General features: G+C 44.6%; 23 protein-coding genes and 2 pseudogenes. 23 read left to right on the top strand and 2 right to left on the bottom strand.

From position 1 onward, the window contains the following. The first annotated feature begins 160 nt into the window (after positions 1-160). The 13 genes and pseudogenes from BAA9072_RS11075 to BAA9072_RS11020 all read left to right on the top strand — a co-directional run bounded on the left by BAA9072_RS11075 (position 161) and on the right by BAA9072_RS11020 (position 13331). Entirely contained in the window at positions 161-1171 is a 1011-nt protein-coding gene (locus BAA9072_RS11075) for an ATP-binding cassette domain-containing protein (protein WP_201714734.1), read from the top strand. Continuing rightward, a complete protein-coding gene (locus tag BAA9072_RS11070; RefSeq protein WP_201714733.1) occupies positions 1168-1983 on the top strand; it encodes an ABC transporter permease in 816 nt (271 codons plus the stop codon). Before BAA9072_RS11075 ends, BAA9072_RS11070 begins: the two co-directional genes overlap by 4 nt. A 559-nt stretch (positions 1984-2542) precedes the next feature. Beyond that, positions 2543-3223: a response regulator transcription factor gene (locus BAA9072_RS11065; RefSeq protein ID WP_201714732.1), complete on the top strand. Its 681-nt coding sequence runs from the start codon at positions 2543-2545 to the stop codon at positions 3221-3223. Continuing rightward, the gene (locus BAA9072_RS11060; RefSeq protein ID WP_201714731.1) at positions 3220-4293 is read left to right on the top strand and encodes a sensor histidine kinase; all 1074 of its coding nucleotides are present in this window, start codon (positions 3220-3222) and stop codon (positions 4291-4293) included. Before BAA9072_RS11065 ends, BAA9072_RS11060 begins: the two co-directional genes overlap by 4 nt. 21 nt (positions 4294-4314) lie before the next feature. After that, positions 4315-4896 carry a GNAT family N-acetyltransferase gene (locus BAA9072_RS11055; protein WP_201714730.1) on the top strand — a complete coding sequence of 194 codons (582 nt, stop codon included), beginning with the start codon at positions 4315-4317 and terminating at the stop codon, positions 4894-4896. Positions 4897-5012: 116 nt separating this feature from the next. Beyond that, entirely contained in the window at positions 5013-5825 is an 813-nt protein-coding gene (locus tag BAA9072_RS11050; protein WP_201714729.1) for a nucleotidyltransferase domain-containing protein, read from the top strand. Positions 5826-6395: 570 nt separating this feature from the next. Beyond that, positions 6396-7616, top strand: coding sequence for a sensor histidine kinase (locus BAA9072_RS11045; protein WP_201714728.1), 1221 nt, complete (start codon positions 6396-6398; stop codon positions 7614-7616). Beyond that, a complete protein-coding gene (locus BAA9072_RS11040; protein WP_201714727.1) occupies positions 7591-8247 on the top strand; it encodes a response regulator in 657 nt (218 codons plus the stop codon). The genes BAA9072_RS11045 and BAA9072_RS11040 overlap by 26 nt, the downstream gene beginning before the upstream one ends. A gap of 146 nt (positions 8248-8393) precedes the next feature. After that, positions 8394-9063, top strand: a pseudogene (locus BAA9072_RS11035) (ABC transporter ATP-binding protein); the annotation flags it as partial. 278 nt (positions 9064-9341) lie between these two features. Continuing rightward, the gene (locus tag BAA9072_RS11030; RefSeq protein ID WP_201714725.1) at positions 9342-10556 is read left to right on the top strand and encodes an ABC transporter permease; all 1215 of its coding nucleotides are present in this window, start codon (positions 9342-9344) and stop codon (positions 10554-10556) included. 13 nt (positions 10557-10569) lie between these two features. Then, the gene (locus BAA9072_RS11025; protein WP_408015230.1) at positions 10570-11727 is read left to right on the top strand and encodes an ABC transporter permease; all 1158 of its coding nucleotides are present in this window, start codon (positions 10570-10572) and stop codon (positions 11725-11727) included. Positions 11728-11730: 3 nt separating this feature from the next. Further along, positions 11731-12184: pseudogene (locus tag BAA9072_RS24675) on the top strand (alpha/beta hydrolase family protein); the annotation flags it as partial. A gap of 613 nt (positions 12185-12797) precedes the next feature. Then, entirely contained in the window at positions 12798-13331 is a 534-nt protein-coding gene (locus BAA9072_RS11020) for a hypothetical protein (protein ID WP_201714724.1), read from the top strand. A 100-nt stretch (positions 13332-13431) separates the two neighbouring features. Here BAA9072_RS11020 and BAA9072_RS11015 read toward each other — a convergent pair whose 3' ends face one another. After that, positions 13432-14358 (bottom strand): DMT family transporter, encoded by a 927-nt coding sequence (locus BAA9072_RS11015; RefSeq protein WP_201714723.1) that lies wholly within the window; start codon positions 14356-14358, stop codon positions 13432-13434. A 211-nt stretch (positions 14359-14569) separates the two neighbouring features. On the opposite strand from BAA9072_RS11015, the gene BAA9072_RS11010 reads away from it, so the two are divergent. From BAA9072_RS11010 to BAA9072_RS10975, 8 genes are all read left to right on the top strand, one after another. Beyond that, complete coding sequence (locus tag BAA9072_RS11010) at positions 14570-15049, top strand: Lrp/AsnC family transcriptional regulator (RefSeq protein WP_201714722.1); 480 nt, start codon at positions 14570-14572, stop codon at positions 15047-15049. A gap of 224 nt (positions 15050-15273) precedes the next feature. Next, the gene (locus BAA9072_RS11005; protein WP_201714721.1) at positions 15274-15585 is read left to right on the top strand and encodes a putative quinol monooxygenase; all 312 of its coding nucleotides are present in this window, start codon (positions 15274-15276) and stop codon (positions 15583-15585) included. 264 nt (positions 15586-15849) lie between these two features. Beyond that, positions 15850-16365 (top strand): MgtC/SapB family protein, encoded by a 516-nt coding sequence (locus BAA9072_RS11000; RefSeq protein WP_201714720.1) that lies wholly within the window; start codon positions 15850-15852, stop codon positions 16363-16365. Between the two features lie 260 nt (positions 16366-16625). Next, positions 16626-17900, top strand: coding sequence for an ABC transporter substrate-binding protein (locus BAA9072_RS10995; RefSeq protein WP_201714719.1), 1275 nt, complete (start codon positions 16626-16628; stop codon positions 17898-17900). 88 nt (positions 17901-17988) lie between these two features. Further along, positions 17989-18879: a carbohydrate ABC transporter permease gene (locus BAA9072_RS10990; RefSeq protein WP_201714718.1), complete on the top strand. Its 891-nt coding sequence runs from the start codon at positions 17989-17991 to the stop codon at positions 18877-18879. Positions 18880-18894: 15 nt separating this feature from the next. Beyond that, a complete protein-coding gene (locus tag BAA9072_RS10985; protein ID WP_201714717.1) occupies positions 18895-19704 on the top strand; it encodes a carbohydrate ABC transporter permease in 810 nt (269 codons plus the stop codon). Positions 19705-19715: 11 nt separating this feature from the next. Next, on the top strand, positions 19716-20456 hold the full coding sequence (locus tag BAA9072_RS10980; RefSeq protein ID WP_201714716.1) for an MBL fold metallo-hydrolase: 741 nt from the start codon (positions 19716-19718) through the stop codon (positions 20454-20456). Between the two features lie 41 nt (positions 20457-20497). Next, positions 20498-21451 carry an HAD-IIA family hydrolase gene (locus BAA9072_RS10975; RefSeq protein WP_330999284.1) on the top strand — a complete coding sequence of 318 codons (954 nt, stop codon included), beginning with the start codon at positions 20498-20500 and terminating at the stop codon, positions 21449-21451. Positions 21452-22103: 652 nt separating this feature from the next. Here BAA9072_RS10975 and BAA9072_RS10970 read toward each other — a convergent pair. Then, positions 22104-22268, bottom strand: coding sequence for a hypothetical protein (locus tag BAA9072_RS10970; RefSeq protein WP_201714715.1), 165 nt, complete (start codon positions 22266-22268; stop codon positions 22104-22106). A 230-nt stretch (positions 22269-22498) separates the two neighbouring features. Here BAA9072_RS10970 and BAA9072_RS10965 point away from each other — a divergent pair, with 230 nt between their 5' ends. Both BAA9072_RS10965 and pruA read left to right on the top strand, forming a co-directional pair. Continuing rightward, the gene (locus tag BAA9072_RS10965) at positions 22499-23416 is read left to right on the top strand and encodes a proline dehydrogenase family protein (protein WP_201714714.1); all 918 of its coding nucleotides are present in this window, start codon (positions 22499-22501) and stop codon (positions 23414-23416) included. A 39-nt stretch (positions 23417-23455) separates the two neighbouring features. After that, on the top strand, positions 23456-25087 hold the full coding sequence (pruA, locus tag BAA9072_RS10960; RefSeq protein WP_201714713.1) for an L-glutamate gamma-semialdehyde dehydrogenase: 1632 nt from the start codon (positions 23456-23458) through the stop codon (positions 25085-25087). The last annotated feature ends 36 nt before the right edge of the window (positions 25088-25123 follow it).

Genomic DNA, 25123 nt, shown 5'->3' with positions numbered 1-25123 from the left:
ATTTTTGTTTGGTTTTTGTCAACGGAGTTTGAGGTTTTATCTATTCCTGCCAAGTTCATATTCAGTTCATATAAATCATTTATACTTCCGTTTAGGAACGAAACGCCCCTGCCGGAAATGAACAGTTCTTTTCGACGGGGTTCAAATAAGGAGGAAATCAATGATGAACGATTTTTCGATAGGAAACAGTGAATGGGCCTTGGAAGCGAAGGGGCTGGTTAAGTCCTTTGGCGATAACCGGGCTGTTGATGGAGTGGATCTATATGTGAAGCCGGGGACGATTTATGGAGTACTGGGTCCGAATGGAGCAGGAAAGACGACCACGATTCGAATGATTGCGACGCTTCTTAAGGCAGATGCCGGGACGGCACGCATATTCGGTCATGATGTCGTGAAGGAACCACAGATTGTAAGGCAATTGATTGGTGTGACGGGGCAATACGCATCGGTCGATGAATCCTTGAGTGCGACAGAAAATTTAATGATTTTTTCCCGGTTGTTAGGACTGAGCAGAAGCGAGGCAAAGCGTAAATCAGCAGATTTACTTGAAGAGTTCGGTTTGACAGATGCGGCGAAACGGCCATTGAAGAATTTCTCGGGTGGAATGCGCCGCCGTCTGGACCTTGCGGCGAGCTTGATTGCACGCCCGCCACTCCTCTTTCTCGATGAACCAACTACTGGACTTGATCCCCGCACACGAAATCAGATGTGGGACACGATCCGGAAGCTTGTGAAATCCGGTTCCACCGTCCTTTTGACCACGCAGTATCTCCAGGAAGCAGATGAATTGGCGGATCGGGTTGCTGTCATCGATCATGGTAAAGTGGTGGCAGAGGGGACTGTTGACGAATTAAAAGGGTCAATCGGCACTTCATCGTTACATGTCAGTATCCAGGATGCTCGACATCTCCAGCATGCCCGTCAATTAGTGGAACGAATCCTGGATGTCCGGTCGGCCGTATCGGCAGAAGGGGGCAAAATCACGGCGCCCCTGGGGAATATCAACCTTGTAACGGATCTTTTGATGGCATTGAGAGAGTCCGGTATCGGGCTTGCGGGGATGAGTGTCCAGAAGCCATCTCTTGACGAAGTCTTCCTGACCCTTACTGATTCCGGGAAGAAAGATGTAACGACCAACCAGTGGGAAACGAAAAAGGAGGCACTAGGATGAAACAATCTGCTATTACCCAGCCTTCCCGGGCAAGGTTGAGCAACCGGGCAAGCTTAAGACAAACAATAAAGAATTCATTAACCATGGCTTTTAGAGGATTATTAAAGATACGACGTACACCTGAGCAGTTATTTGATGTGACGCTGCAGCCGATTATCTTCACTCTGATGTTTACGTATATGTTTGGCGGCGCGATCTCTGGAAATGTGCAGAGCTATTTACCGGTCATCATTCCGGGTATACTTGTCCAAACGGTCATCACGACTTCCATTGTCACGGGCGTCCAGCTGAGGGAGGACATGGATAAAGGAGTCTTCGACCGGTTCAAGTCACTTCCGATTGCACGGATCGCTCCGTTGGCCGGAGCACTGCTGGCCGATACGATCCGGTATACCATCGCAACGCTTCTGACGTTCACGATGGGGTATATCATGGGCTATCGACCTGAGGCTGGGATTGGCTTTGTGATTCTTGCAGGACTTCTGGTCATTGTCTGTTCCTGGGCTGTCAGCTGGATCTTTGCCTTCTTTGGGGTCATCTCGAGAACCGCATCGAGTGTTCAGGGGATCTCCATGATTGTCTTATTTCCACTCACGTTTCTTTCCAATGCCTTTGTGCCTGCGGAAACACTGCCTAACTGGCTGCAGTGGTTTGTCAAATTCAATCCGATTTCCCATCTCGTCACAGCTGTCCGGGATCTAACAAACGCTGGAACAGTCGGATGGGATCTCACCATTTCCCTGCTTGGTGCAGTGGTGATTGTAGCCGTCTTTGCTCCTATTACGGTAAAAGCGTATATGAAACGGACGTAAAAATATAGTAAAATGTGAGTAACCAAAATCAGCATAAGATCGTAACAGGCCAACTCTATAATAGGAATTGTACAGGATCGTCATTCATATAGGCTCTTTTTGCAAGGATTGGGGTGAGGATTACAAATACACTATTTGCACATGCTCTGACATTGAGTGTGTGCTACAGGGTGAGGGGGAACTACTCCGCTTTTTCACGGACGTTCGGCCGATCCTCCTAAAGCTTTGCTTCCGGGATCTCGGCACGTCCTTTTTCCGTAGGAGTCTACCCAGTTCCCTCACCCTCTAAAGAAGCATTTGGAGTCAGAGCTAAATGGTCCATATTTACTGTTAGCCAAGAAAGCAATCCTGACAATTTTGTTACGGTGAAAAACGTAGCCTGGACAGTTGATTGGAGCGGAAGGTGCTCGACTCCTGCAAGAAGTGCTGGACAGTCCGAAAAGCGGAAGCGGCTTGCTCAGCCCCACGGAAAGCGAGCACCTGGAGCGGAAATCAACCACTACACGCTTCTTCAAAGCAACAAGGTTTACGGAAACAGCCTAATAAAGGAATGAGAAATATGGCGAAAATATTAATTGTAGATGATGACTCACATATCAGGGAATTAGTTCGTGTCCTCCTTTCGAAAGAGGGGATCGCCATTGAAGAGGCGTCAGATGGGGAAGAGGCGCTTGCTATCCTTGGCTCAACGAAAATGGATTTAATCATCCTGGATATTATGATGCCGAATATGGATGGCTGGACGTTCTGTAAAGAGGTCAGATCCTATTATTCGGATACACTGCCCATCTTGATGCTGACGGCAAAAGGGGAGACGGCCCAGAAAGTGAAGGGGTTTGACCTCGGGACAGATGATTATATGGTCAAGCCGTTCGCACCGGCTGAGCTGGCCGCCCGGGTAAAATCCCTCCTCAAGCGATCCCAGGTTTCAATCGCGAACCGGATAGAACTAGACGGAGTGGTGATTGACCGTGAATCCTATAAAGTGTTGATCAGGGAGCGGGATATCACCTTACCTTTAAAGGAGTTTGAACTGTTATTTAAACTGGCTCTCAATCAGGGAAAGACATTTTCAAGAGAGCAATTGATTGAAGATATTTGGGGATTCGATTATGAAGGGGATGAACGGACCGTTGACGTTCACATCAAACGACTTCGCAAGCGGTTTGCCGAGGTCCACTGCCCGTTCAAAATCACCACAATCCGCGGTCTCGGATACCGGTTGGAGGTTTCGGAATGAAGATGCCTGAATACATGAAGCGGATACTTGGGATGTTGGCCGTTTCGTCGGCTTTGATTGTCATGTGGTCCTTTTCCTATTGGATCACCGATAGTCTATATGCCACCATTCATACCCGTCCTCATGAATTGGCAAGACTTCTCATCAACTCCATTCTCGGGTTCTTCCTTTTTGGATGCAGTATGTACTTTATTACACAAATCAAGTGGGTGAAAAATCGCCAGGATAAATTCCTGCATCCGATGATTCAGGCGATGAAGATGATGGCGGAAGGAAACTTCAATATTGATCTTTCCTATTATCGAAATCAGTTTAATGATCGGGGGGATCATCCGTATTACAAAATCATCGACAGCATAACCCATATGGCAGAACGATTGGGAGAGATGGAAGAAATGCGCCAGGAATTCATTTCAAATGTTTCCCATGAAATTCAGTCCCCCCTTACATCAATCAGCGGCTTTGCCCATGCATTGAAGAACGACAGCCTCAAACCTGAGGAAAGAGAACGTTATCTTCATATTATCGAAATGGAAAGTCTACGATTGTCTAAATTGAGTGATAATCTCTTAAAACTGACTTCCCTGGAGGCAGACCATTTCATGCTGGACAAAGCAGATTACCGGTTGGATCATCAGCTCCGTCGGATCATTCTTGCCAATGAGCCACAATGGACCGAGAAAAAGATTAACATGGATATTGACCTTGAACATGTATCCATCCATGCCGATGAGGATCTGATGGATCAAGTATGGACGAATCTCATCCATAACAGCATCAAGTTCACACCGAATGAGGGGACCATCAGTATTTCTGCCACAAAACAATCCGGTGACATGCCGAGGGTGACCATTAAGGATACGGGAATTGGAATGGACCATAATAGCCGGATGCATATCTTTGAGAGGTTTTACAAAGCAGATCAGTCCAGAAATCGTCATTTAGGAGGAAGCGGCCTGGGCTTATCCATCGTGAAAAAGATCATCGATTTGCACGATGGAGAAATACAGGTTGAAAGTGAATGGGGAAAAGGCACGACCATGATCGTATCGTGGAATGCACATGCATAAAGATGTATGGAGGGGAAAAGGGTGAACAACGTTCAAAAGATCAAAAATGAAAACATAACAGAAGAGATCATTCAAGAATACCAAAAAAAGGGGTATGAGTTGGTCTTCCAGGAATATGTGATGGAACACTCCTTAACAGACATCCCTCAAATCGAAATATCCTTTCCTTTGGTTTTCAGGAGTTGGTCACCGTCGTTTAAAGAGCAATTTTACAAAGTGTATGATGCCTCTTTTAAGGACCGTCCGGGATTTCCAGGGTGGTCCATGGAGAAATGGGTGGAGTGGATATCGTCAGGTCCAGATTTTCTACCGGATCGGTCCTATATCGCCACTGTCAATGACATGGCCGTAGGGTGCATTGCCACCGATCAGGACACTGATTCAATCGGGTACATCATTCAGGTGGGGGTGATCCCGGAGTGGAGGGGGAAGGGCATCGCTGCCGTATTGACGTGCAAGTGCTTAGAAGACCTCAGACGTGATGGGATGAAATCCGTCACCCTCCACGTGAACCAAAACAATCCTGGAGCAATAGATCTATATGAACGATTAGGATTCGAGACTGTCCGGAAAAGAGGCACGTTTGAAATAATAGAGAAATAACAGCTTAGCGTATCCGGAATAGAGAAGGATACGCTTTTTTTGCAGGAGATTGAATAATAGGAATAGAATCTAAGTGTACAAGAATGTATCCTGATTCATCTATTGGGGGTCCGAACATGAAAGAACATATCACGGAAGTCATCAAACAAATCGAACTGGACAACGATATAAAAATATTATTTGCCTGCGAATCCGGCAGCAGGGCGTGGGGATTCCCTTCTAAGGACAGCGACTATGATGTCCGGTTTATTTATATCCACAAACCAAACTGGTATTTATCCATCGATCAGAAAAGGGATGTGATCGAAATACCTGCCAGGGATTCCATCTCGATTCCCATCGATCCCTTGTTAGATATGAGCGGGTGGGAGCTGACAAAAGCACTGAGATTATTCAGGAAATCAAATCCACCTCTTCTGGAATGGCTTAAATCTAGTATTGTCTATTACCAGTCGTATTCCACTATCGATCAGATGAGGGAACTCGATCAGAGGGTGTTTTCCCCCATTTCCTGTCTGTATCATTACTTGAACATGGCAAAGGGCAGCTTCCGTGATTATCTTCAAGGGGAGGAAGTCCGGATCAAAAAGTATTTCTATGTGCTCCGTCCTGTCCTGGCAGCCAAATGGATAGAAAAATATCAATCGATCCCTCCAATGGAATTTCAAGAACTGGTTGAAGACCTGCTGCCAGCAGGTGAATTAAAAGACTCGATAGCAACCTTGTTAAAAAGGAAAAAAGCAGGAGAAGAGTTAAACCTTGAACCGAGGCTCGATATCATACATGAGTACCTTCATAAAGAAATCGAGCATTTAGAAGCGTATGTAAAATCGATAAACATCCATATCCCTGATCCAACGGCAGAATTGGACATGCTGTTCAGGAATGCATTGAATGAAGTCTGGTGCGGAGAATCGCACGATTTCTGAAAACGGAGATGGTGAGAGAACCCTCTTGGAATATGGAATGCCCCATATCCGGATGGGGCTTTGATGGTTTTAACTGATAGTGATTCGATTAGGGACTGAGTGTTGTTTTCGTTAACGAAAAAGTTATAAAAAACTTAAAACATGATTGAAATGTCTCGGAATGACGTTCAGATCATAGAGTTTTCAACCTTCTCATGGGGTGGAGCTCTTTTTTATCGGCTTTGTATAGGAAGAGAGAATGGGTCGAAGATTAATTGCGTCATTTTCGAGCTTGATTGCGTCATTTTTAAATTAATTGCGTCATTTTTAAATTTATTGCGTCTTTTTCCAAATAATACCTCTAGGACTAATCAGACCCATGCCCTATTGGCTTCGCAAACTAATTTAGTCCCGCCCCCTTGTCATTGCCTATAGTTAGCTGATACATATTCTCCGATATCGTCTACAAATAATTTCACGTTCGGGTCTACGTTAAGCCAACATACTAACATTCTTTTCTTATCAAACTATCAAATTACGCTTATAATGGGAATATCTTCTACCTGAATATCCACAGCAAAGGGGGATCATATGAAACTGACATTCTTAAGCAGTCTTCGTCTGGTTATGTTCATCATGATCAGTTATATCTACTATTCTTCTGTAGAAGCACCTACCACCGCCCAAATCACCTATGTCATCATAGGGGTAACCGGGTTCATCCTGAATCATTTTTTACTTGTATCCGCTCGTGAACATACATATTATCCTCTTCCTCTTGCCCTGGATTTCATCCTGATTACCGGGTTTGTGGTTGTTTACCCGGCATCATCCCTGTATTTAATTCTGTTCGGTGTAAATGCAGTGACACTGTTCTTATTTACTGAAGACAGACGTGTCCTTTGGGGCTTCACCATTGCCTTTTTCATCATTTGGGCCGGCTCTATGTACTATATTTTTCAGACTACAGGCACGTTTTCCCTCATAGAGAATCTCATTAATTTCAGCTTAATTGTGTTTGAAGCCGTCGTCGGACGCCTCATTCATAAACTTCTCCATGCAAGGGCAAAAATTGAAACCCAGTACGGGGAATTGCAAGAGACCCATACGCAGTTAACCTCCGCTCATGAGCAATTGCATCATTACTCCAAGCAAGTGGAGGAGTTGACGCTGATCCGAGAACGGAACCGGATTTCAGGAGAAATCCATGATACAGTCGGTCATAAGATGACGGCCCTTCTCGTTCAGCTTCAGGTAGCGAAAGAATTGATGGATTCCCGACCTGAAACGAGCAAGCAGAAGATGGAGCTCTGTGAGGACTTGGCGAGGGAGACCCTTCAGGAAATACGCCTGTCTGTCAGGACCTTGAAGGATCACGATCAGCCGCAATCCTTCGTCACGACGGTACGAAAGCTCTTGGAAGATTATCAGGTAATGACAGGTCTTGCCTCAAGCTTCACGGTCAAAGGAGATGTGTCATCCATTCCGATTTCTGTCCAACTGGACCTGACCCGGGTCATACAGGAATCCATCACTAATGCTGTCCGGCACGGCGGGGCGATGGAATCGAGCGTCGTGCTCGAAGTCTCGGAATCTATGGTAGAAATCAGTATTAAGGATGACGGACAAGGAGCAGCGGAAATCAATCCCGGCTTCGGCCTGAAGCATATGAGGGACAGAATCCATGAACATGGAGGGACCACCGTATTCGAAAACACGAAAGAAGGATTTATTGTGAAAGCAACGGTACCGCTTATCGAAATGAAATGGCAAATGGGGGAACATAATGGTCAGAATATTAATCGTCGATGATCAGGAATTAATGAGGGACGGACTTGCCACGATTCTGGATCTCAGACAGGAAATTGATGTGGCAGGAGTCGCGTCCAATGGTCAGGAGGCGTACGTGAAGGCAGGGGAACTCCGTCCGGACATCGTATTGATGGATATCCGCATGCCTGTCGCAAGCGGGGTAGAAGGAACAAAACTCATCACGTCCACTTATCCCGACATCAAAGTGCTCATGCTCACGACCTTCAATGATAGTGAACTCATCTTTGAAGCCTTGGAGGAAGGGGCGAGTGGATACTTATTGAAGGATATGCCGACGGATGCCATCGTTCAGGCCATCATGACGGTTCAATCCGGCGGCATGGTCCTCCCGAAAGAGCTGACGGCAGATATCGTCAAGGAAATGAGACGGAATCAGCCCACAGAACAACTCAACACAGTACCTGAAATCGTGAAGGACCTGACAGAACGGGAGCTGGAGGTTTTGAATAAACTCGGTCTCGGATTGAACAATAAAGAGATAGCAGGAGAACTGTTTATTTCTGAAGGAACCGTAAAGAATCATGTCTCCAACCTCATCAGTAAACTCCAGTTAAGGGACCGTACCCAGGCGGCGATCTTTGCCGTCCGATATCATATCACGCATTATTGATACATGACTTTTAGCATAGTACCCCTATGAGATACAGCTATCAAAGCTGTATTTTTTTATGTTCAATTTCTATCGCTGGAGGGATTTGGAAAGAGAGAAACCCCGCTATACTTTAAGTACAGTCAAAGAAAAAAGGGTGTGGAGATATGTTAGAGGTGAAAGAGCTGAAGAAAAGCTATGGAAAAAAAGAGGTCGTGAAAAATGTATCTTTTACGATTGAAAAGGGTGAGTCGTTCGGATTGCTTGGGCCGAACGGAGCGGGAAAATCAACGACGATTTCCATGATTTGCGGACTTGTACCCTACGACCATGGGGAGGTGCTGGTGACCAGTAAATCGGTAAAACAATTTCCGGTGCTCATCAAAAAGAAAATCGGAGTGGTTCCTCAGGAAATCGCTCTATATCCAACGATGTCTGCAAGGGATAATCTGTTGTTCTGGGGGAAGATGTACGGTTTGAACGGATCTCAGGCAAAAAGACGAGTAGAAGAAGTACTCGAAATCGTCGGACTGAAGGAGCGGGGAAAAGACCGCATTGAAACCTTCTCAGGCGGCATGAAACGGAGAATCAACATCGGAGCCGCCTTGATGCACGAACCGGAACTGTTGATCATGGATGAACCGACAGTGGGAATCGATCCACAGTCAAGGAACCATATACTCGAAACGGTCAAAGGTCTGAATGAAAAAGGTATGACCATCATCTACACGAGTCATTACATGGAGGAAGTCGAGTTCCTTTGTAACCGTGTCGGCATCATCGATCACGGAGAAGTGATCGCCCTTGGGACGAAGGCGGAACTGTGTAGCCGCCTTACGGGAAGCAGTTTCATCCAGATGAAAGTTGAAAGTTTATCAGATGAGGCAAGACAAGTGTTGGAAAATACAAAGGAAACGACGCAAATCACTTTTCAACAAGAAGACGGCATCATCGAAGTGGTTGCACCGAACCCGCAGGAAACCGTCGCAACCATCATCACATCTGCCGTCCAGGCTGGATTGATAATCGAATCCGTTGAAATCAAAGAATCAAATCTTGAGACACTTTTCCTGCAGCTGACAGGACGAACGTTACGTGATTAGGAGGGGAAAGAAATGAGCATGTTCACCATTGCATGGAAAGATATCAAGATCCGCCTCAAGGATCGGAAATCCTTTATCACACTATTACTCATGCCAATCATCCTGACAGCCATTCTTGGATCGGCTTTGAGCGGTGTGTTCAGTGAAAACGGATCGCTTCCTGACTTGACTGCGGGTGTCGTTGCAACGTCACAAGATGAACTGACAGACCAATTTCTTCAAGGCACCCTGCAGGGAGAAGAATTGAAGGATAGCATCACCTTAAAGAATTTTAATACGGACGCAGAATTACGGAATGCCATCGAAGAGGGGAAGGTGGACGCCGGTCTCGTATTCCCAAAGGCTTGGGGAGAAGGATTGTTGAAAGGGGAAAGCCGGCCGGTCAAAATGCTCAAAGATCCTGCAAAAGATATTCAGTTTTCCATCCTTTCCGCCATCACCGAATCCTTCACCAATCGGGTGACGACCGTATCGGCGGCTTCTAGGACAGTAGGGGGAGGACTCACCTCGGCTTTGTTGGTTTCTAATCAGAATCTCGACCGTTCCGGTACCATGAAGGATCTTTCAGTAAAACTTACTGAGATTGCCGATTCCAAGGTAAGCGGAGTCGTCTCTGAAAAAGACGGTAAAGAACCTCTTTCTGGCATGCAGTACTACGCCGCTGCCATGGGGGCTATGTTCATCCTGTTCAACACGACCATGGGGGCCAAAACGATCATTCAGGAGAGGAATACCGATACATTGGCAAGACTCATGATTAGTCCCATCCGTCACTCATCCATTATAGGGGGGAAGTTCCTTGGCACCTTTTCGTTCACCATCCTTCAGTTCACGGTGTTCGTCCTCGTAACCCACTTTTTATTTGGAGTCAGCTGGGGCAGTAATATAATGCAGCTCGTTCTGTTGGGCATCGCTTACTCCATTTCGGTTTCGGGATTTGCGATGATGCTTGCCGGTTTTATAACCGAAGAAAAGGCGGTCGATTCCATCGGTGGAATCGGTGTTCAGGTTCTAGCACTACTGGGTGGTTCAATGATTCCACTGGCATCGTTTCCCGACGCTTTACAGCAATTCGCGGGCATCGCCCCAAATAAATGGGCCCTCGGCGGGTTACTCGACATTATGAACGGAAATTCCTGGGAGGCACTCACCCTGCCTGTCATCATACTCGTACTGAGCGGTCTTGCCTCATTGTGGATCGGTTCACTGAAATTAAAGCTTAGATAAGGAGAGAAATAGAATGAGGAAAATCATCAGCATCGCCCGCTTTGAAATCAAACGACTTTTTCAACACCGCCGGACACTCCTGCTTCTGTTCGGAATGCCCTTATTATTTACCTTCATCTTTGGTGGGGCAGTAACCGGAAATGGGGAATATAAACCGGAGATATTGGTGGTCGACGAAGACCGGACGGGATTATCACAGGAATTGATTAACGAATTGAAAGGAACCGATGCCTTCAGTTTTAAAAAGGGAAATGCAAAATCCGTTGCAGAAAAATTTGATAAACAGGAAATCACAGGATATATTCGAGTAGAAAATGGATTTGAAGATAAATGGAAAAACCAGGAAACACCTAAAGTCGTTTTCGTTTCCGCTCCTTCCTTCGAGGGGGCCGCCCTTGTCGAGCAACTCATCAATGACAGGCTTACGAAGCTAAAGATAAGTACGACAGCTGCACGATATTATCAAGATATCACAGGAGAGAATCCAACTGCCATCCAGGAGAAAATCTCAGACGATCTAAAATCAGTACCGGCACCAGTTGAAATCGTATCGGTCACCAAAAATGAAAACCTCAAAACGATGAACAATCTGACGGCACGCTCTGCTGGTTTCACGATCATGTTCGTCATGATTGCCATGCTATCCAGTACCGGGATCCTTCTAGAAGCGAGACAAAACGGCGTCTGGTACCGAATGATGTCCACACCTGCCACAAAGTTCGAACTACTGGGTGGATACATGCTGGCATTCTTCCTCATCGGCTGGATCCAGTTCGGGATCTTGATGACACTGTCACAAATGATCTTTCATATAGAATGGGGCAATACATTCGCTAACGTGATCCTCGTTTCAAGCCTGCTTCTCTGCATCATCGGACTCGGCCTTTTCATCGCCGGATTCGTCAAAACATCAGAACAGCAATCGGTCTTCGGGAACCTGATCATCATCTCCTCCTGCATGCTTGCAGGGGTCTACTGGCCGGTTGATATTATGCCAGACGTTATTCAAGAGATTGCAAGATTTCTTCCCCAGTACTGGGGAATGGAGGGATTTGCTGAATTGACGGTAAGAGGAGGAGGAGTTGCGGATATTCTTGCACCAGTTGGCATCCTGCTTGGGTTTGCGGTTGTGTTTCTGATGGTGGGGTTGAGGAGGGTTCGATTTGAATGAAAGGGAGGGTTTATATCAGCTTTCTGCTCTACCTAAAGTGATCGATTTAAGGTGGCCTCAGTCGGAGGTGGGATGACGAATTGGAGAAACCATTACGTGAATACGGATATACCTTACTTTATTAGGATGCATCTAGGAAATACGCCGTGGAGTGACCCAGAAGAATATGCTAAAACCTCACCCATGACATATATTCAATCAGCTTGTACTCCCACCTTAATCCAACATGGCGAATTGGGCTAGAGTACCTATTTCCAATGTATTTGAGCTCTATCAAGGGTTGATGGATATGAAAGTGGAGTCAGAATTCATTATCTTTAAAGGGATGGCCTATCGTTCTGATCAGCCGGGAATGTATGCAGCGATTATGAAACAGAATTTGATGTGGTTTTCCCACTATATTATTGGAGAAAATATGAAGGATTTTATGATCATTCCGCACCAGGATACATCATGATGATTTTAGGGGTGAGCACACCGGAGCGTTTGTACCGGGGGATTCAGCCCTATTTCTAGTTACTCTTCTCACTTTTTTAGCAAAACGATAAAAAGCCCAAATGTGGGCAGTCTAATACGAAAAGGGGTGAACCGGGAGATGCTATTGATCGTTACGGCTTTGTTCTCACTTATATTGCTCTTTTCTATAAAAGGATTATTAAAAAGATTCAAGGGAGTGGAGATATTAGTACTCGGTTTGTTTAATTCCTTTTTATGTCAACACATCAATTTCAAAATCTTTTCTGCATATGATCGGCTTTCTGTGAATGTAGAGGTCATTCCGAGAGTGATAAGCTACCTTCATTATGGCTTATTCCTCCCTCTTTTATTAATGTGGGTATTGTATTCCTTTCGATCAAAAATACCAGCGTTTTATCAATGGATGATGGCCTTGTTGTGGATTGGGATCGATGTTGTATCAAAATACATTTTATTACAAACAGAGGTATTAATATCTAAGACCCCTGGATGGTATCCGATAATAGATGTATGTATCACAGCGGGCATTCTTCTTTTATCTTTTGTTTTTATGCTTCGATTTTCCTTGATTATGAAAAAGGAGCTTGTTTTTATTGACTAAGTTAACAAAAATTCTAGAACCCCTCACACCTAAAACCTTCGATAAAAATGAACTATTTGTACTTGCCATAGTTGTAGTATGTGTGGGTGTTTTCATATTGATCCGTTCTCTGGAACCCCAATTATTGCAAACGGAAATCATTGCCTTAGTTGTTTTCAACTTAGTATTTGCCACAACGGGAGATCGAATGCTGGCAGAACCACCACTTGATTTTTATGACACACTGGATTATGGTCATGGGGAATTATTCGATGCCATACTGCAAATAGTCGTTTACCCCATCCCGATTGTCCTTTTCATTCACATTTATCGAAAATGTAAGCCCAACAAGATTTTCTATATTTTAGTGTACGCCTTCTTCCTTGCTGTGCTCGAATGGGTTTCAGCGGAATACTTTGACGTCTTTCATTATAAAGCCTGGAAGATATCCTACTCCTATGGTTTCTATTGCTTTGCTTTAACCGTAAATCTGATTTTTACTGAACAGTTGAAGAAATATTTAAGCAGGTCATATAGTAAAAAGTGATTCACCCCTGATCGACGACCCTATGTGCACTGCTTCATAAAGGGAGACTATTATTCGGTATGAAAAGAAGCAGTGCCCAATTAATTGGCACTGCTCCTTTTCATGACGTTTTTACAGATTCACTTGATAACATCTTTGAAGGGATTTTTTTGAAGATGAGGGACTTGGTCTTGAATAAAGAAAACAAGACACACCCTGCTAGTACAATCAAACTTCCGATAGCTTGAAGCCCATTCATTTTTTCTCCAAGGAAGGCGAAGGCCAATAAGGCAGTGAATACGGGATTGAAGTTCAAGAACAATCCTGACGCACTCGGTCCCAATTTATTCACTCCGACATTCCACAGTACCATGCAGACAACAGTGGAGATCACGCCTGTATATAAGATGGACTGCACGAAAGATGCATCCACATTGGACACCTTGAAATCATGAAGATTAAAAGGAAGCAGGATGAGAAGGCCGAAAATCCCTGAATATAAAATAGACATCATCGGTGTGACGGTTTTCATCGCCCACTTACTGCAAACGGAATAGAAACCCCACATCACAACCGCAGCCAGCATATACAGATCCCCTTTATTAAATTGCAGGGAATAGATCATCTCTACGTTTCCTTTTGATAGGACGAGCAACACGCCAAAAAGGGATAAAAACATAGAAAGAAGTTGAAATGCGTTCATCTTTTCCTTTAGAAAAATAAAAGAGATTCCGGCAATGGAAAACATATTTAACGTGGAAATCAGTCCAACATTAGTGGCAGAGGTTTCTTCCAATGCCATGAATTGGAGTGCCTGAAAGAGGGCCACCCCAGTCAGTCCCATTAAGCATAATGGGAGAACCGATCGTATGGGTGGAACGAGCTTTTTTTCTTTCCCCCAGACAATCGGGAACAGGCAGACGATGGCGATGGCCCACCTCAATATCGTCAACGTTCCCGGGGATGCATGTTCCACAAGGGTTTTCCCCACAATGAAATTGCCTCCCCAGAGAAGACTGGTCAGTAACAATAGATAATAATATTTCACGTCATTTAGCCCCTTTTCGAAGAGCCACTGTGCACAATGACATTTACTATAAGAATAATTTTAACATTTTCTAAGAATTTCAAAAGAACATATTGTATAATGAGGTTAATTCGAAATAATTAAAAGTATGATAGAATGTTAGGTTATAAAAATTCATTTATACATCGTTTTATTGCTGGATTTTGGAACAATTGAAAAGGGTGGATGAATCATGGAATCGATTGTAAGCAGGGTGCTGGACCAAATGGATCTCAAGCTATTGGATTTGCTGCAAAAGGACGGACAACTAAGCAATCTTGAACTATCAAAGCGGGTCAATTTATCGGCACCGGCCGTCCACGCACGAATTAAGCGGCTGGAAACCGAAGGCTACATCAAGAAGCAGGTAGCCATTCTAAATCATGAAAAACTGGGATTTGACCTGCTATGCTTTGTGTTCATGAGCACGAATGAACATCAGACAGAAAAGTTGAAAGCAGTGGAGGAGACACTGGAATCCATGGAAGAAGTCCTGGAATGTCATTGTTTGACCGGGGAATATGACTATCTCCTGAAAGTCGCCTGCAAGGATCGAAAGGGACTGGAACTCTTTATCAGAAGGCTGAATGAGATGGGGATTACGAAGATTCAGACGAGCTTGGCGTTGAGGGAGATTAAGGATTCTACAGTGTTGCCGATATTGGGGGATTGATTGAGTACAATGATGTAATCAGCTTGCTTATCGATTGGCTGGCTGGTTTGAGGAGAGAGGGGAGTGGACGGTTCCTTCGACCTTCATTTTTCGAACAAGGGATTAAATTGCGCACGGACACTTCTATCTATAAGAATAGGAAAGGATGTAGTTTTTCAAACTAATAGGAGAATAGTAAAGAGGTGTAGAAATCATTATCAGATGACAAAATTAAGGGGGACGATATGAGCAAATTCAGCTTGTTTGGGAAGTTTATTATACAAGAAGGCGAACGGGATACAATGGTGGATCTTTTGCTGGAAGCGGCAGATTCAATGAAGAATCTGGATGAATGTGAGATTTATTTAGTGAATATTTCCGAGAGCGAGCCAAATGCTGTTTATGTTTATGAAGTGTGGAGGAATGAAAATGCCCACCAGGCATCACTAACTCTTGAAACGACACAAACATTAATAAGACGTGCAAAACCAATCATTGCTGGAATGGAGAGAGTCAGTACCTTGGAAGCGATGGGTGGGAAAGGGATATCATCTTAAGCCAACTAGCACTCACTCATTAAAAAGCAACAAGGTTTGCGAAAACAGCCTTTTATTTTAAGTGGACCGCCATCTACATTTTAAATTGCCTTAACTATAACGTTGAAATCAAGAAATAGTTGGTGTACGATAAAATGAATATTTTCACGAACGAATCCGGGTAGAAGGTATAGAAGGGACACTTACAAAGCGAACGGCATGATTTTTCATAATAGGCAGATTCGTTTTGGTAGGGGTCCCTTTTTGTTTAAGGAGGATGGCAGCATGACGCATTACATAAATGGCTTAACGGACTTTTTCTGGCAGCATGATATTTATTTCCGGATTGTGGTGAGTGCGGTGCTGGGGTTCATCATTGGATGGGACCGGTCATCAAAAAATAAGCCGGCCGGATTAAAAACCTATACGTACGTATCGGTGGCGTGTACGTTGATCACCATCGTCTCGATCGAAGGTGCCGATATGCTCAGTCAACCGGATAGCGGGAAAATGATGGATCCCCTCCGTCTCGCTGCCCAGATCGTATCGGGGCTCGGGTTCTTGGGTGCAGGCGTGATCCTGAAAGACGGACTGCGGGTGAAAGGGCTCACTTCCGCTGCGATGATCTTCTATGTGGGGGGAATCGGAATCGGCATTGGAGCAGGGTTTTATTCTATTGTCATCTTCGCGACCATCGTCACTTTCATCATGACGAGGATCGGGAACTTCTTCGAAGAACGGGAGATCAAAGGCATGAGCCTGCCGAAGCTTCGGAAGAAAAATGAGGAGAAAGAGGATTAAATGAAGGGTGGTAAGTGATCTTGCTCAAGATCACTTACCCCTTTTTATTTTGTAAAAGATTCGTCCATACCAAGAATTTCATTGCCAACTTTCAGTTAATGTTGTATTATTGTGAATAATCAGACATATATATTAGACAGGTTATAGTCTAAGGGTAGAGATGCGGAGAATCCCTGTGACCAATAAAATGCATGCCACATTTTTGTGCTGCAGTTTATTGTTCATGGGTTTTTTTATGAAAAAAAAGGGGAGGAAATGACATGAAGATCAGGCTTTTATCATTCGTTTTAGTGTTGATGGTACTACTGTCCGCATGTGGCAGTAAAGCAGGAGTGGAAGAAAAGACTGAGATTGACTTCTGGTTTCCGGTTGCGGTTGGCGGGGATGTAGCGAAGATCGTGGATGGGTTTGTGGCAGATTTCGAGAAAGAGAATCCTGACATCAAGGTGAATGCGAAATACGGTGGCAGTTATGCTGAAACGATGACACAGGTAATGGCATCTGCACAGGGAGGAAATTCACCTGAACTTGCTGTCTTATTCTCCATCGACCTGTTTACATTACTTGAGAATGACCTGATTGAGGAATTGACGCCATTGTTTGATCAAACGTATTTGGATGATTTCTATGATGGATTCATGGCGAACTCTTCGATAGGCGATAAAGTGTACAGCTTGCCGTTCCAACGCAGTACCATCGTCCTTTACTACAACAAGGACGCGTTCAAAGAGGCTGGACTGGATCCGGAAGCTCCACCTGAAAACTGGGATCAGCTGGTGGAATACGGGAAGAAGCTGACGAAAAATGGCGGTAAGGATCAGTGGGGGCTTGAAATTCCGAGTACCGGCTACCAGTACTGGATGTTCCAGGCTTTAGCGCTTCAGACAGGAGAAAACATTATGTCTGAAGATGGAAAAGAAGTACATTTTAATGCACCATACTCAAAAGAAGCCATGGAATTTTGGCTATCCCTTGGAAAGGAACATAAAATCATGCCGGAAGGTGTCATCGAATGGGCGACGGTTCCTTCTGACTTCCTGAGTGGGAAAACGGCGATGATGTACCATACGACAGGGAACCTGACGAATGTGAAGAACAATGCGGACTTCGATTTCGGTGTATCGTTCCTTCCGGCGAATAATCAATATGGTTCTCCTACCGGAGGAGGTAATATCTACTTGTTCAAAGATCTGCCAAAAGCAAACAAGGAAGCGGCCATTAAGTTCATGAAGTTCCTTACAGAACCGGAACGTGTAGCTCAGTGGTCCATCGATACTGGATATGTAGCCACCAGTGAATCTGCTTATGAGACGGACTTATTGAAGAAGTATGTAGAGGAGTTCCCTCCTGCACTGGTTGCCCGGGAACAGTTGGAATATGCCGAAAGTGAACTTGCAACCTATCAAAACGGAGAGGTACAGAAAATCTTCAATGATCATATTCAATCAATTTTAACGGGGCAGAGCCAGGTTGATGAAGGGCTGGACAACGCACAGAAGAAAGCCGAAAAAGTGTTGGAACCGTTTCAGGAATAAGATGGTGGCGAAGGGTTGAATGGAGTGGAGCTCAAGTGGGCATTGTGCTGACCTTGGGCTCTTACTACAAGAAAGGTGGGACTGATAAATGACAACAAAGCAAAGAAAACTCAGTTCCGGGGCAAGGAATAATCTGTTCGCCTACGGGTTACTGTTACCTTCTTTCATCTTTTTAACATTGTTTACGTTTTATCCGACGCTCAAGTCGATTCAGTTAAGCTTCTACAGCGGTCCTATGACGAGGTTGCAATTTTCCGGGCTGGAACAGTACAAAGGAGTGTTGGAAGATGAAATATTCAGGAAGGTCATCCTGAATAACATCCTCTTCATGATTGGGACTGTGCCTACTAGTTTGTTTCTGGCGATGTATCTTGCCATCTGGTTGAATAAGAAAATGGCCGGAAGCTCTTTGCTCCGTACATCCTTTTTCTACCCGACGATCGTCCCTTTGATTGCAGTAGCAAATATTTGGCTATTCATCTACACCCCTCAGTATGGATTGCTCGATAATTTTCTCCATATGTTCGGCCGTGGCGATACGAACTGGCTGGGGGATCCAAGTACCGTCATGGTCGCGATGATCGTCATGATTATTTGGAAAGATGCGGGTTTCTTTATGATCTTTTATCTGGCAGGTTTGCAGAATTTACCGAGAGATGTTTACGAAGCGGCTGAAATGGAAGGGGCAAAGCCATTCCAGATGTTCCGTCATATCACGTTCCCCCTGCTGATGCCGACGACGTTGTTCGTCATGATCGTGGCGATTACGAACTCATTCAAAAACGTCGACCACCTGTACATAATGACCAAAGGTGGACCGGATAATGCGAGCAATCTATTACTCTATCACATCTATGAAGCCGCATTCACGAACTGGGACCTTGGTAAAGCCGCTGTGCTGACCGTGATCCTGATTGTCATCATGCTCGGTATCACCGCATTCAACTATCTGTACCTTGATCGGAAAATCCATTATTAAGGAGGGGAATCGTATATGAAAAAATTGAACTATGCCATCATCATAGTGTTAGGAATCATTTCATTTATCCCCCTGCTTTGGGTGATCATCACGTCCTTCTCTCCAGGGAATCAAGTGATTAATGGAGGTTTTCCGTTCTGGGTCTCGAATCCGACCTTCGAAAACTATGTCAAAGCATGGGAGACAGCACCTTTTCTACAATACTATTTCAATACGTTTGTCATTGTCTTTGGTGTATTGATCGTTCAGTTGGTCACCGTTACCCTCGCCGCCTATGCCTTTGCACGGGTGAACTTCAGAGGAAAGAATGTGCTGTTCATACTGTTCCTTCTGCAGCTCATGATTCAGCCTGAAATCCTGCTGTTCCCGAACTATCAGGTGATCAGTCAGCTTGGCCTCGTCAATACAAAGCTTGCTGTTATGATGCCATATTGGGCTTCGGCATTCGGGGTTTTCCTGATGCGCCAAACGTTCAAACAGGTCCCCTTCGATCTTGATGAGGCTTCAAGAATGGACGGATGTAAATGGTATCAAACCTTATGGCATGTCTACATTCCATCTGCGAAACCGACCTATATAGCATTTGCCCTTGTATCGGTGAGCCACCATTGGAGCAACTTCATGTGGCCGTTGATCATCACGGATTCCGTGGAGTCACGTCCGTTGACCGTCGGGCTTGCCTTATTTGCACAATCCTATGAAACAGGAGCACAGTGGGGAATGGTCGCCGCAGGAACGGTAATGGTCATCATGCCGTTAGTCATTGCCTTTTTCCTTTTTCAAAAACAGTTCGTATCAAGCTTCATGCACTCAGGAATTAAATAGGAGGGGATCTGATGGACATTCATTTTTTAGGAACGGGGAGTGCGTATCCCGGTTCAGAACGAGACAATACATCCATCTGCTTCTCGAATGATGGTTATCATGTGCTGGTGGATGTCAGTGGGAATCCATGCAGGAAGCTGAAGCAGTTTCAGGTGGAACTGGTGGAACTCGATGCAGTGGTGTTCACCCATTTTCATATTGATCACATTTATGGATTGCCGTCATTGCTATGGGGGATGTGGCTTGAGGACAGGAGAAAGCCTCTAAAGATTTATTGTGATCACCGCAATGAGAAGAAGCTTCAGGAATGGCTTTCGACGATGGAAGCCCATCAGTGGCCGATTGCCTTTTCAATCGACGTTGAGACATTTGATGGCGACCGGGATATGGAACTGCTGTCTGGAGGTGGAATGACGTTTTCCTGCTTTAAGGCCCTTCATTCTGTTCCTACTGCGGGGCTTGAAGTGAGGTGTGACGACCGTATCACCGTGTATTCGGGGGATACGGAAATCAACGCACGGATTGGTGAGTATGCCCATATAGATATGTTAATCCATGAAGCGACGTCTGCCCGAAGAGTGGCAGGGAACCACAGCAGTCTCGTGGAAATTATGGAAAAGTATGACGTGGAAAGAATCGGGAAAATCGTTCTCGTCCACTTATCCGACCAGGAACCATATGAAGAAGAGGTGGAGAAACTCGTGACTTCAAAGGTCATCATCGGCGAAGATTTGATGACACAAAAAGTATAAATGAAGAGGTACAAGGATAGAGATGAGGAGATTCCTTGGGTATGGCGACATCCAATTATTCAATTGGAGAAATCGTCATGCCCAAGGAATTTTTTATTGTAATAAGTAAGAATAACGTGAATTTGAGATCGAGACATATCGATAAGACAAAGAACGCTCTCGGGGCTGAACAAGGTGCTTACGTATTTCTTATTGAATGGAGGGTACAGATGAAGAATCTAAAGGGGTATATTTTTGACTTGGATGGGACCGTGTATCTTGGTAAGCAATTGATAGAGGGAGCAGACACCACGATCAATGCACTTCTAAATGAAGGAAAAAAGGTGCTGTTCCTGACCAATAAGACCATTGAGTCACGTCAGAGCTATGTGAAAAAGTTGCATGGATTCAATATTCAGGCTAACCTTGAGAACATTTTGAATCCCACGGTTACGCTGATTGACTATTTAAAGGAACATCATCCTCACGCGACGTTGTATGTGATTGGTGAGCAGCCCATCAAGGATGAGCTGACACTTGCGGGATTCAGGGAAGGAATGGCGCCTGCCGAGGTTGATATCGTTGTTCTGTCATGGGACCGCGATTTTCATTATGACCATTTGAATTTTGCCTATCAGTCGATCAAGCTCGGTGCAAAGATGATTGCGACCAATCCTGATAGAACCTGTCCAGTAGAGATGGGCGATGTGCCGGACTGTGCGGGGATGATCGGAGCGGTGGAAGCCGTGGTCGGGAGAAAGATTGATGTACAGATTGGAAAGCCATCTATCTTGACCATTAAAGCAGCACTGAAACTATTACAACTGAAGCCGGAAGAATGCGTCATGATCGGTGATCGAGTGGAGACGGACATCCGGATGGGGATTGAAGCGGGGATGAGAACGGCCCTTGTGCTGAGCGGGATCACAACGGAGGAGGATTTAAGGGGGACGGTTTGGACGCCGGATTATGTGTTGGACTCGGTTAAGGGATTGATGTCAGAAGAGAAGTTATAACCAGCGAATCGGGGATGGTTCTTACTTTACTTTTGGGGGAAATGGTAGAGTCGGAATCGTCCCCTATCTGTCCTTGGGGTCGGTGGGGGAGGTTGTCTTGGGTGAGTGAGAGACTTGATAAAGAAGGCTGATGAAAAGGAATGGACCGTTTGACGGCATTTTTATTTGGTAATAGAGTGCAGGATGTCATTGGGTTTGTTGGGGATTGCATTTCGGTTGATAAATTGGAAAAACGGTTTAAAAAATTCTAAAACGTAAGTACTGAGAATGTGACGGTTGAAGAAATAGTCAAAAACATGAGGGAAAGGTAAGCAGCTGAACATCAACTGCCATCCTTATCATAGATACTACCTATGTTTCTCCTATAATCATATTTGGTAGGATTTCATTGTACTTCATTGCGTCATTATCCAAATAATTGCGTCATTTTCTGGATAATTGCGTCGTTTTTTTATTTATTGCGTCATTTTCCAGCATAATTGCGTATTTTGGTAAATACTGGGTAATATTCCGGCTCTACTTTTCGACTACTCTCTGGGAGGAGTTCACAAGAAAAAGGTTGAGTGATCTTCCTCTTTAATTTTGAGATTATTAAATTGGCTTTGCGCATATGTAGGAGAAAGTAATTTTTCCTTTTTCCTACATTGAGCATCTAATTCTTATCTATATTGACTGGATACCCCTCGTCCGTGAATCCGTCTTTCATTCCCTCAAGAAAGGATTCTCCATTCAAAATAAAGAAGGTCAATGCCAGAATAGACAATAAAATAATAGAACCGAAGATGATGGAAGGAATCATGCCCTTTTTACTTTCCATTTTAACGCTCCTTTGCTTATGTTTATTAATTAGACGGAAACCGATAACAGAAAGTTTCAATTAATTCACTCCCCTTTTGTGCTTCCACCATAACTCAACCCACAAATATTTGTGTCCCGAGCACGTTGTTTCAAAGCCACTATTCCCGGTATAATTTTCTTAAGATTTACATTCTTCGTTTAATCACCCAATACTTGAGGTAACAGTCACTATAAGGAGGTGTTGTAATCTTGGAAGCAATAAGTAAGCGTTTTTTCTTGTTTCTTTCCCACAATAAGGCGTTGGATAAAATGGCCAAACGGTGGGGATCAATATTTGGCGCTAACAAGCTTGTGGGTGGAGAAACCTTTTCACAAGCGATTCCATTGATTACGCAATTGAACGAGGAGGGATTCCAGGTCACAGTCGATCATCTTGGTGAGTTCGTCGATTCCACAGAGGTGGCGGCCGAGCATGTCCAGCGGTGTATTCAGAGTATCAGTGCCATTGCCTATCATGGGCTGGACACTGAAGTTTCTGTTAAACTGACTTCCCTGGGATTGGATATCAGTCAAGATCTTGTCATGGAAAACATGGAGTTGATTCTGTCCAAGGCAAAAGAAAGCGGAATCACGGTGACACTCGATATGGAGGATTCCTCGAGGTGCCATGCTATCCTTGACATTTACAAAAAGCTCCGTCAGAAGTACGACAATGTGGGAACGGTGATTCAATCCTATCTCTATGAATCAGAGAAGGAGGTAGATGATCTCCATCCGTACTCCCCTTATTTGAGGCTTGTGAAGGGTGCATATAATGAATCGAGTAAAGTGGCGTTCCCGGATAAGAAAAGGGTGGATGAGAATCTCAAGCATCTCATTAAGAAGCAACTGTTGAACGGGCATTATACAGCAGTCGCAAGCCATGATGAAGCGATCATCGATTATACCATCGAATTAGTGAAAGAACACAATATCCCGAATGACCGCTTCGAGTTTCAAATGCTGTATGGCATGAGGAACCAATTGCAGTCCGACTTAGTGAAAAAAGGATATACCGTTCGCATTTATCTGCCATATGGCGAGGACTGGTATGGGTATTTCATGAGACGGCTGGCGGAAAGGCCGGCAAACATTGCATTTGCATTAAAGGGAATCTTCAGCAAGTAACATCCAGACAGAATGTAATCAGAAAGGAATGTGAAGAAAATGAGTAACGGAGTTTATAACATCCCAACACCTACAAATGAGCCTGGTAATACATATGTCCCAGGTACGAAAGAAAGAGAAACGTTAAAAGCTGAATTAAAACGCCAATCTGGTATCGAGGTTGAAATCCCGGTCATCATCAATGGCGAAAAGATTAAGACAGATACAGTGAAGCAAGTCGTGATGCCACATGATCACAAACACGTGCTGGCTAACTTCTCACAAGCTGGAGAAAAAGAGCTTCGCGATGCTGTAGAAGCGGCAATGGCTGCGAAGGAATCTTGGTCCAATATGCCATGGCAGCACAGAGCGTCCATCTTCTTGAAAGCGGCTGATTTAATCTCTGGACCATATCGTGACGTCATCAATGCAGCAACGATGTTAGGACAATCCAAAACAGCGTATCAAACGGAAATTGATGCTGCCCAAGAATTAGCCGATTTCTTACGCTTTGGCGTTGATTATGCGAATCAAATCTATCAAATGCAGCCCGACAGCATGAAGAACATCTGGAATCGCTTGGAATACCGTGCGTTGGATGGTTTCGTACTAGCAATCTCACCATTTAACTTCACAGCGATTGGTGGAAACCTTCCGTCAGCTCCTGCGATCATGGGGAACGTAGTTGTATGGAAACCGGCAACAACGGCTATCCTATCAAACTACTACTTCATGCGTATCCTGGAAGAAGCCGGACTGCCTAAGGGTGTTATCAACTTCGTTCCATCCCGTGGTTCACAAGTGTCAGAAGTTGTATTAACAGACCCACGCATGTCAGGATTCCACTTCACTGGATCAACAAGCGTGTTCCAGACGATTTGGAAGACAGTAGGGGAAAACATCACTAACTATAAATCATATCCTCGTCTAGTTGGGGAAACAGGCGGTAAAGACTTTGTCTTCGCTCACGAAACGGCACAAGCAGATAAAGTAGTCGCTGCACTTGTACGTGGTGCATTTGAATACCAAGGTCAAAAATGTTCAGCAGCTTCTCGTGCCTACATCCCTGCAAGCATGTGGGAAGAAGTGAAAAATGGTGTAGTGGAAGAAACGGCTAAGCTTAAAGTAGGGGATGTCCGTGACTTCAGGAACTTCATGGGTGCGGTCATTGATAAAGCTGCCTTTGATTCCATCACAAGCTACATCGACTATGCAGCTGATTCTGAAGAAGCTGAAATCATTGCCGGTGGTACGTATGATGATTCTGTTGGATACTTCGTTCAGCCGACCGTCATCGTGACAACGAATCCAAACTTCAAAACGATGACTGAAGAAATTTTTGGACCGGTATTAACGATTTATGTATATGAAAATGATACATTAGAAGATACCCTGACATCAGTGGATACAGCGTCTATGTATGCATTAACCGGTGCAATCTTTGCACAGGATCGTGAAGCCATCATGCACTTGGAACGACGTCTTTCCGGTGCAGCTGGAAACTTCTACATCAACGATAAACCAACTGGTGCCGTGATCAACCAACAACCATTCGGCGGTTCCCGCGGTTCTGGAACAAACGATAAAGCAGGCTCTATTTTCAACATGATTCGTTGGACCAGTCCTCGTATCATCAAAGAAAACTTTGCGCCAACAACAGACATTACCTATCCGTTTATGGATGAAGAATAAATCGAAGACGAAAGGCTCTCCCGACACGGGGGAGCT

This window comes from Rossellomorea arthrocnemi, from assembly GCF_904424705.1.
Taxonomy (GTDB): domain Bacteria; phylum Bacillota; class Bacilli; order Bacillales; family Bacillaceae_B; genus Rossellomorea; species Rossellomorea arthrocnemi.
Note: the sequence above shows the minus strand (reverse complement) of the source record. Positions and strands in the feature narration are given on the sequence as shown.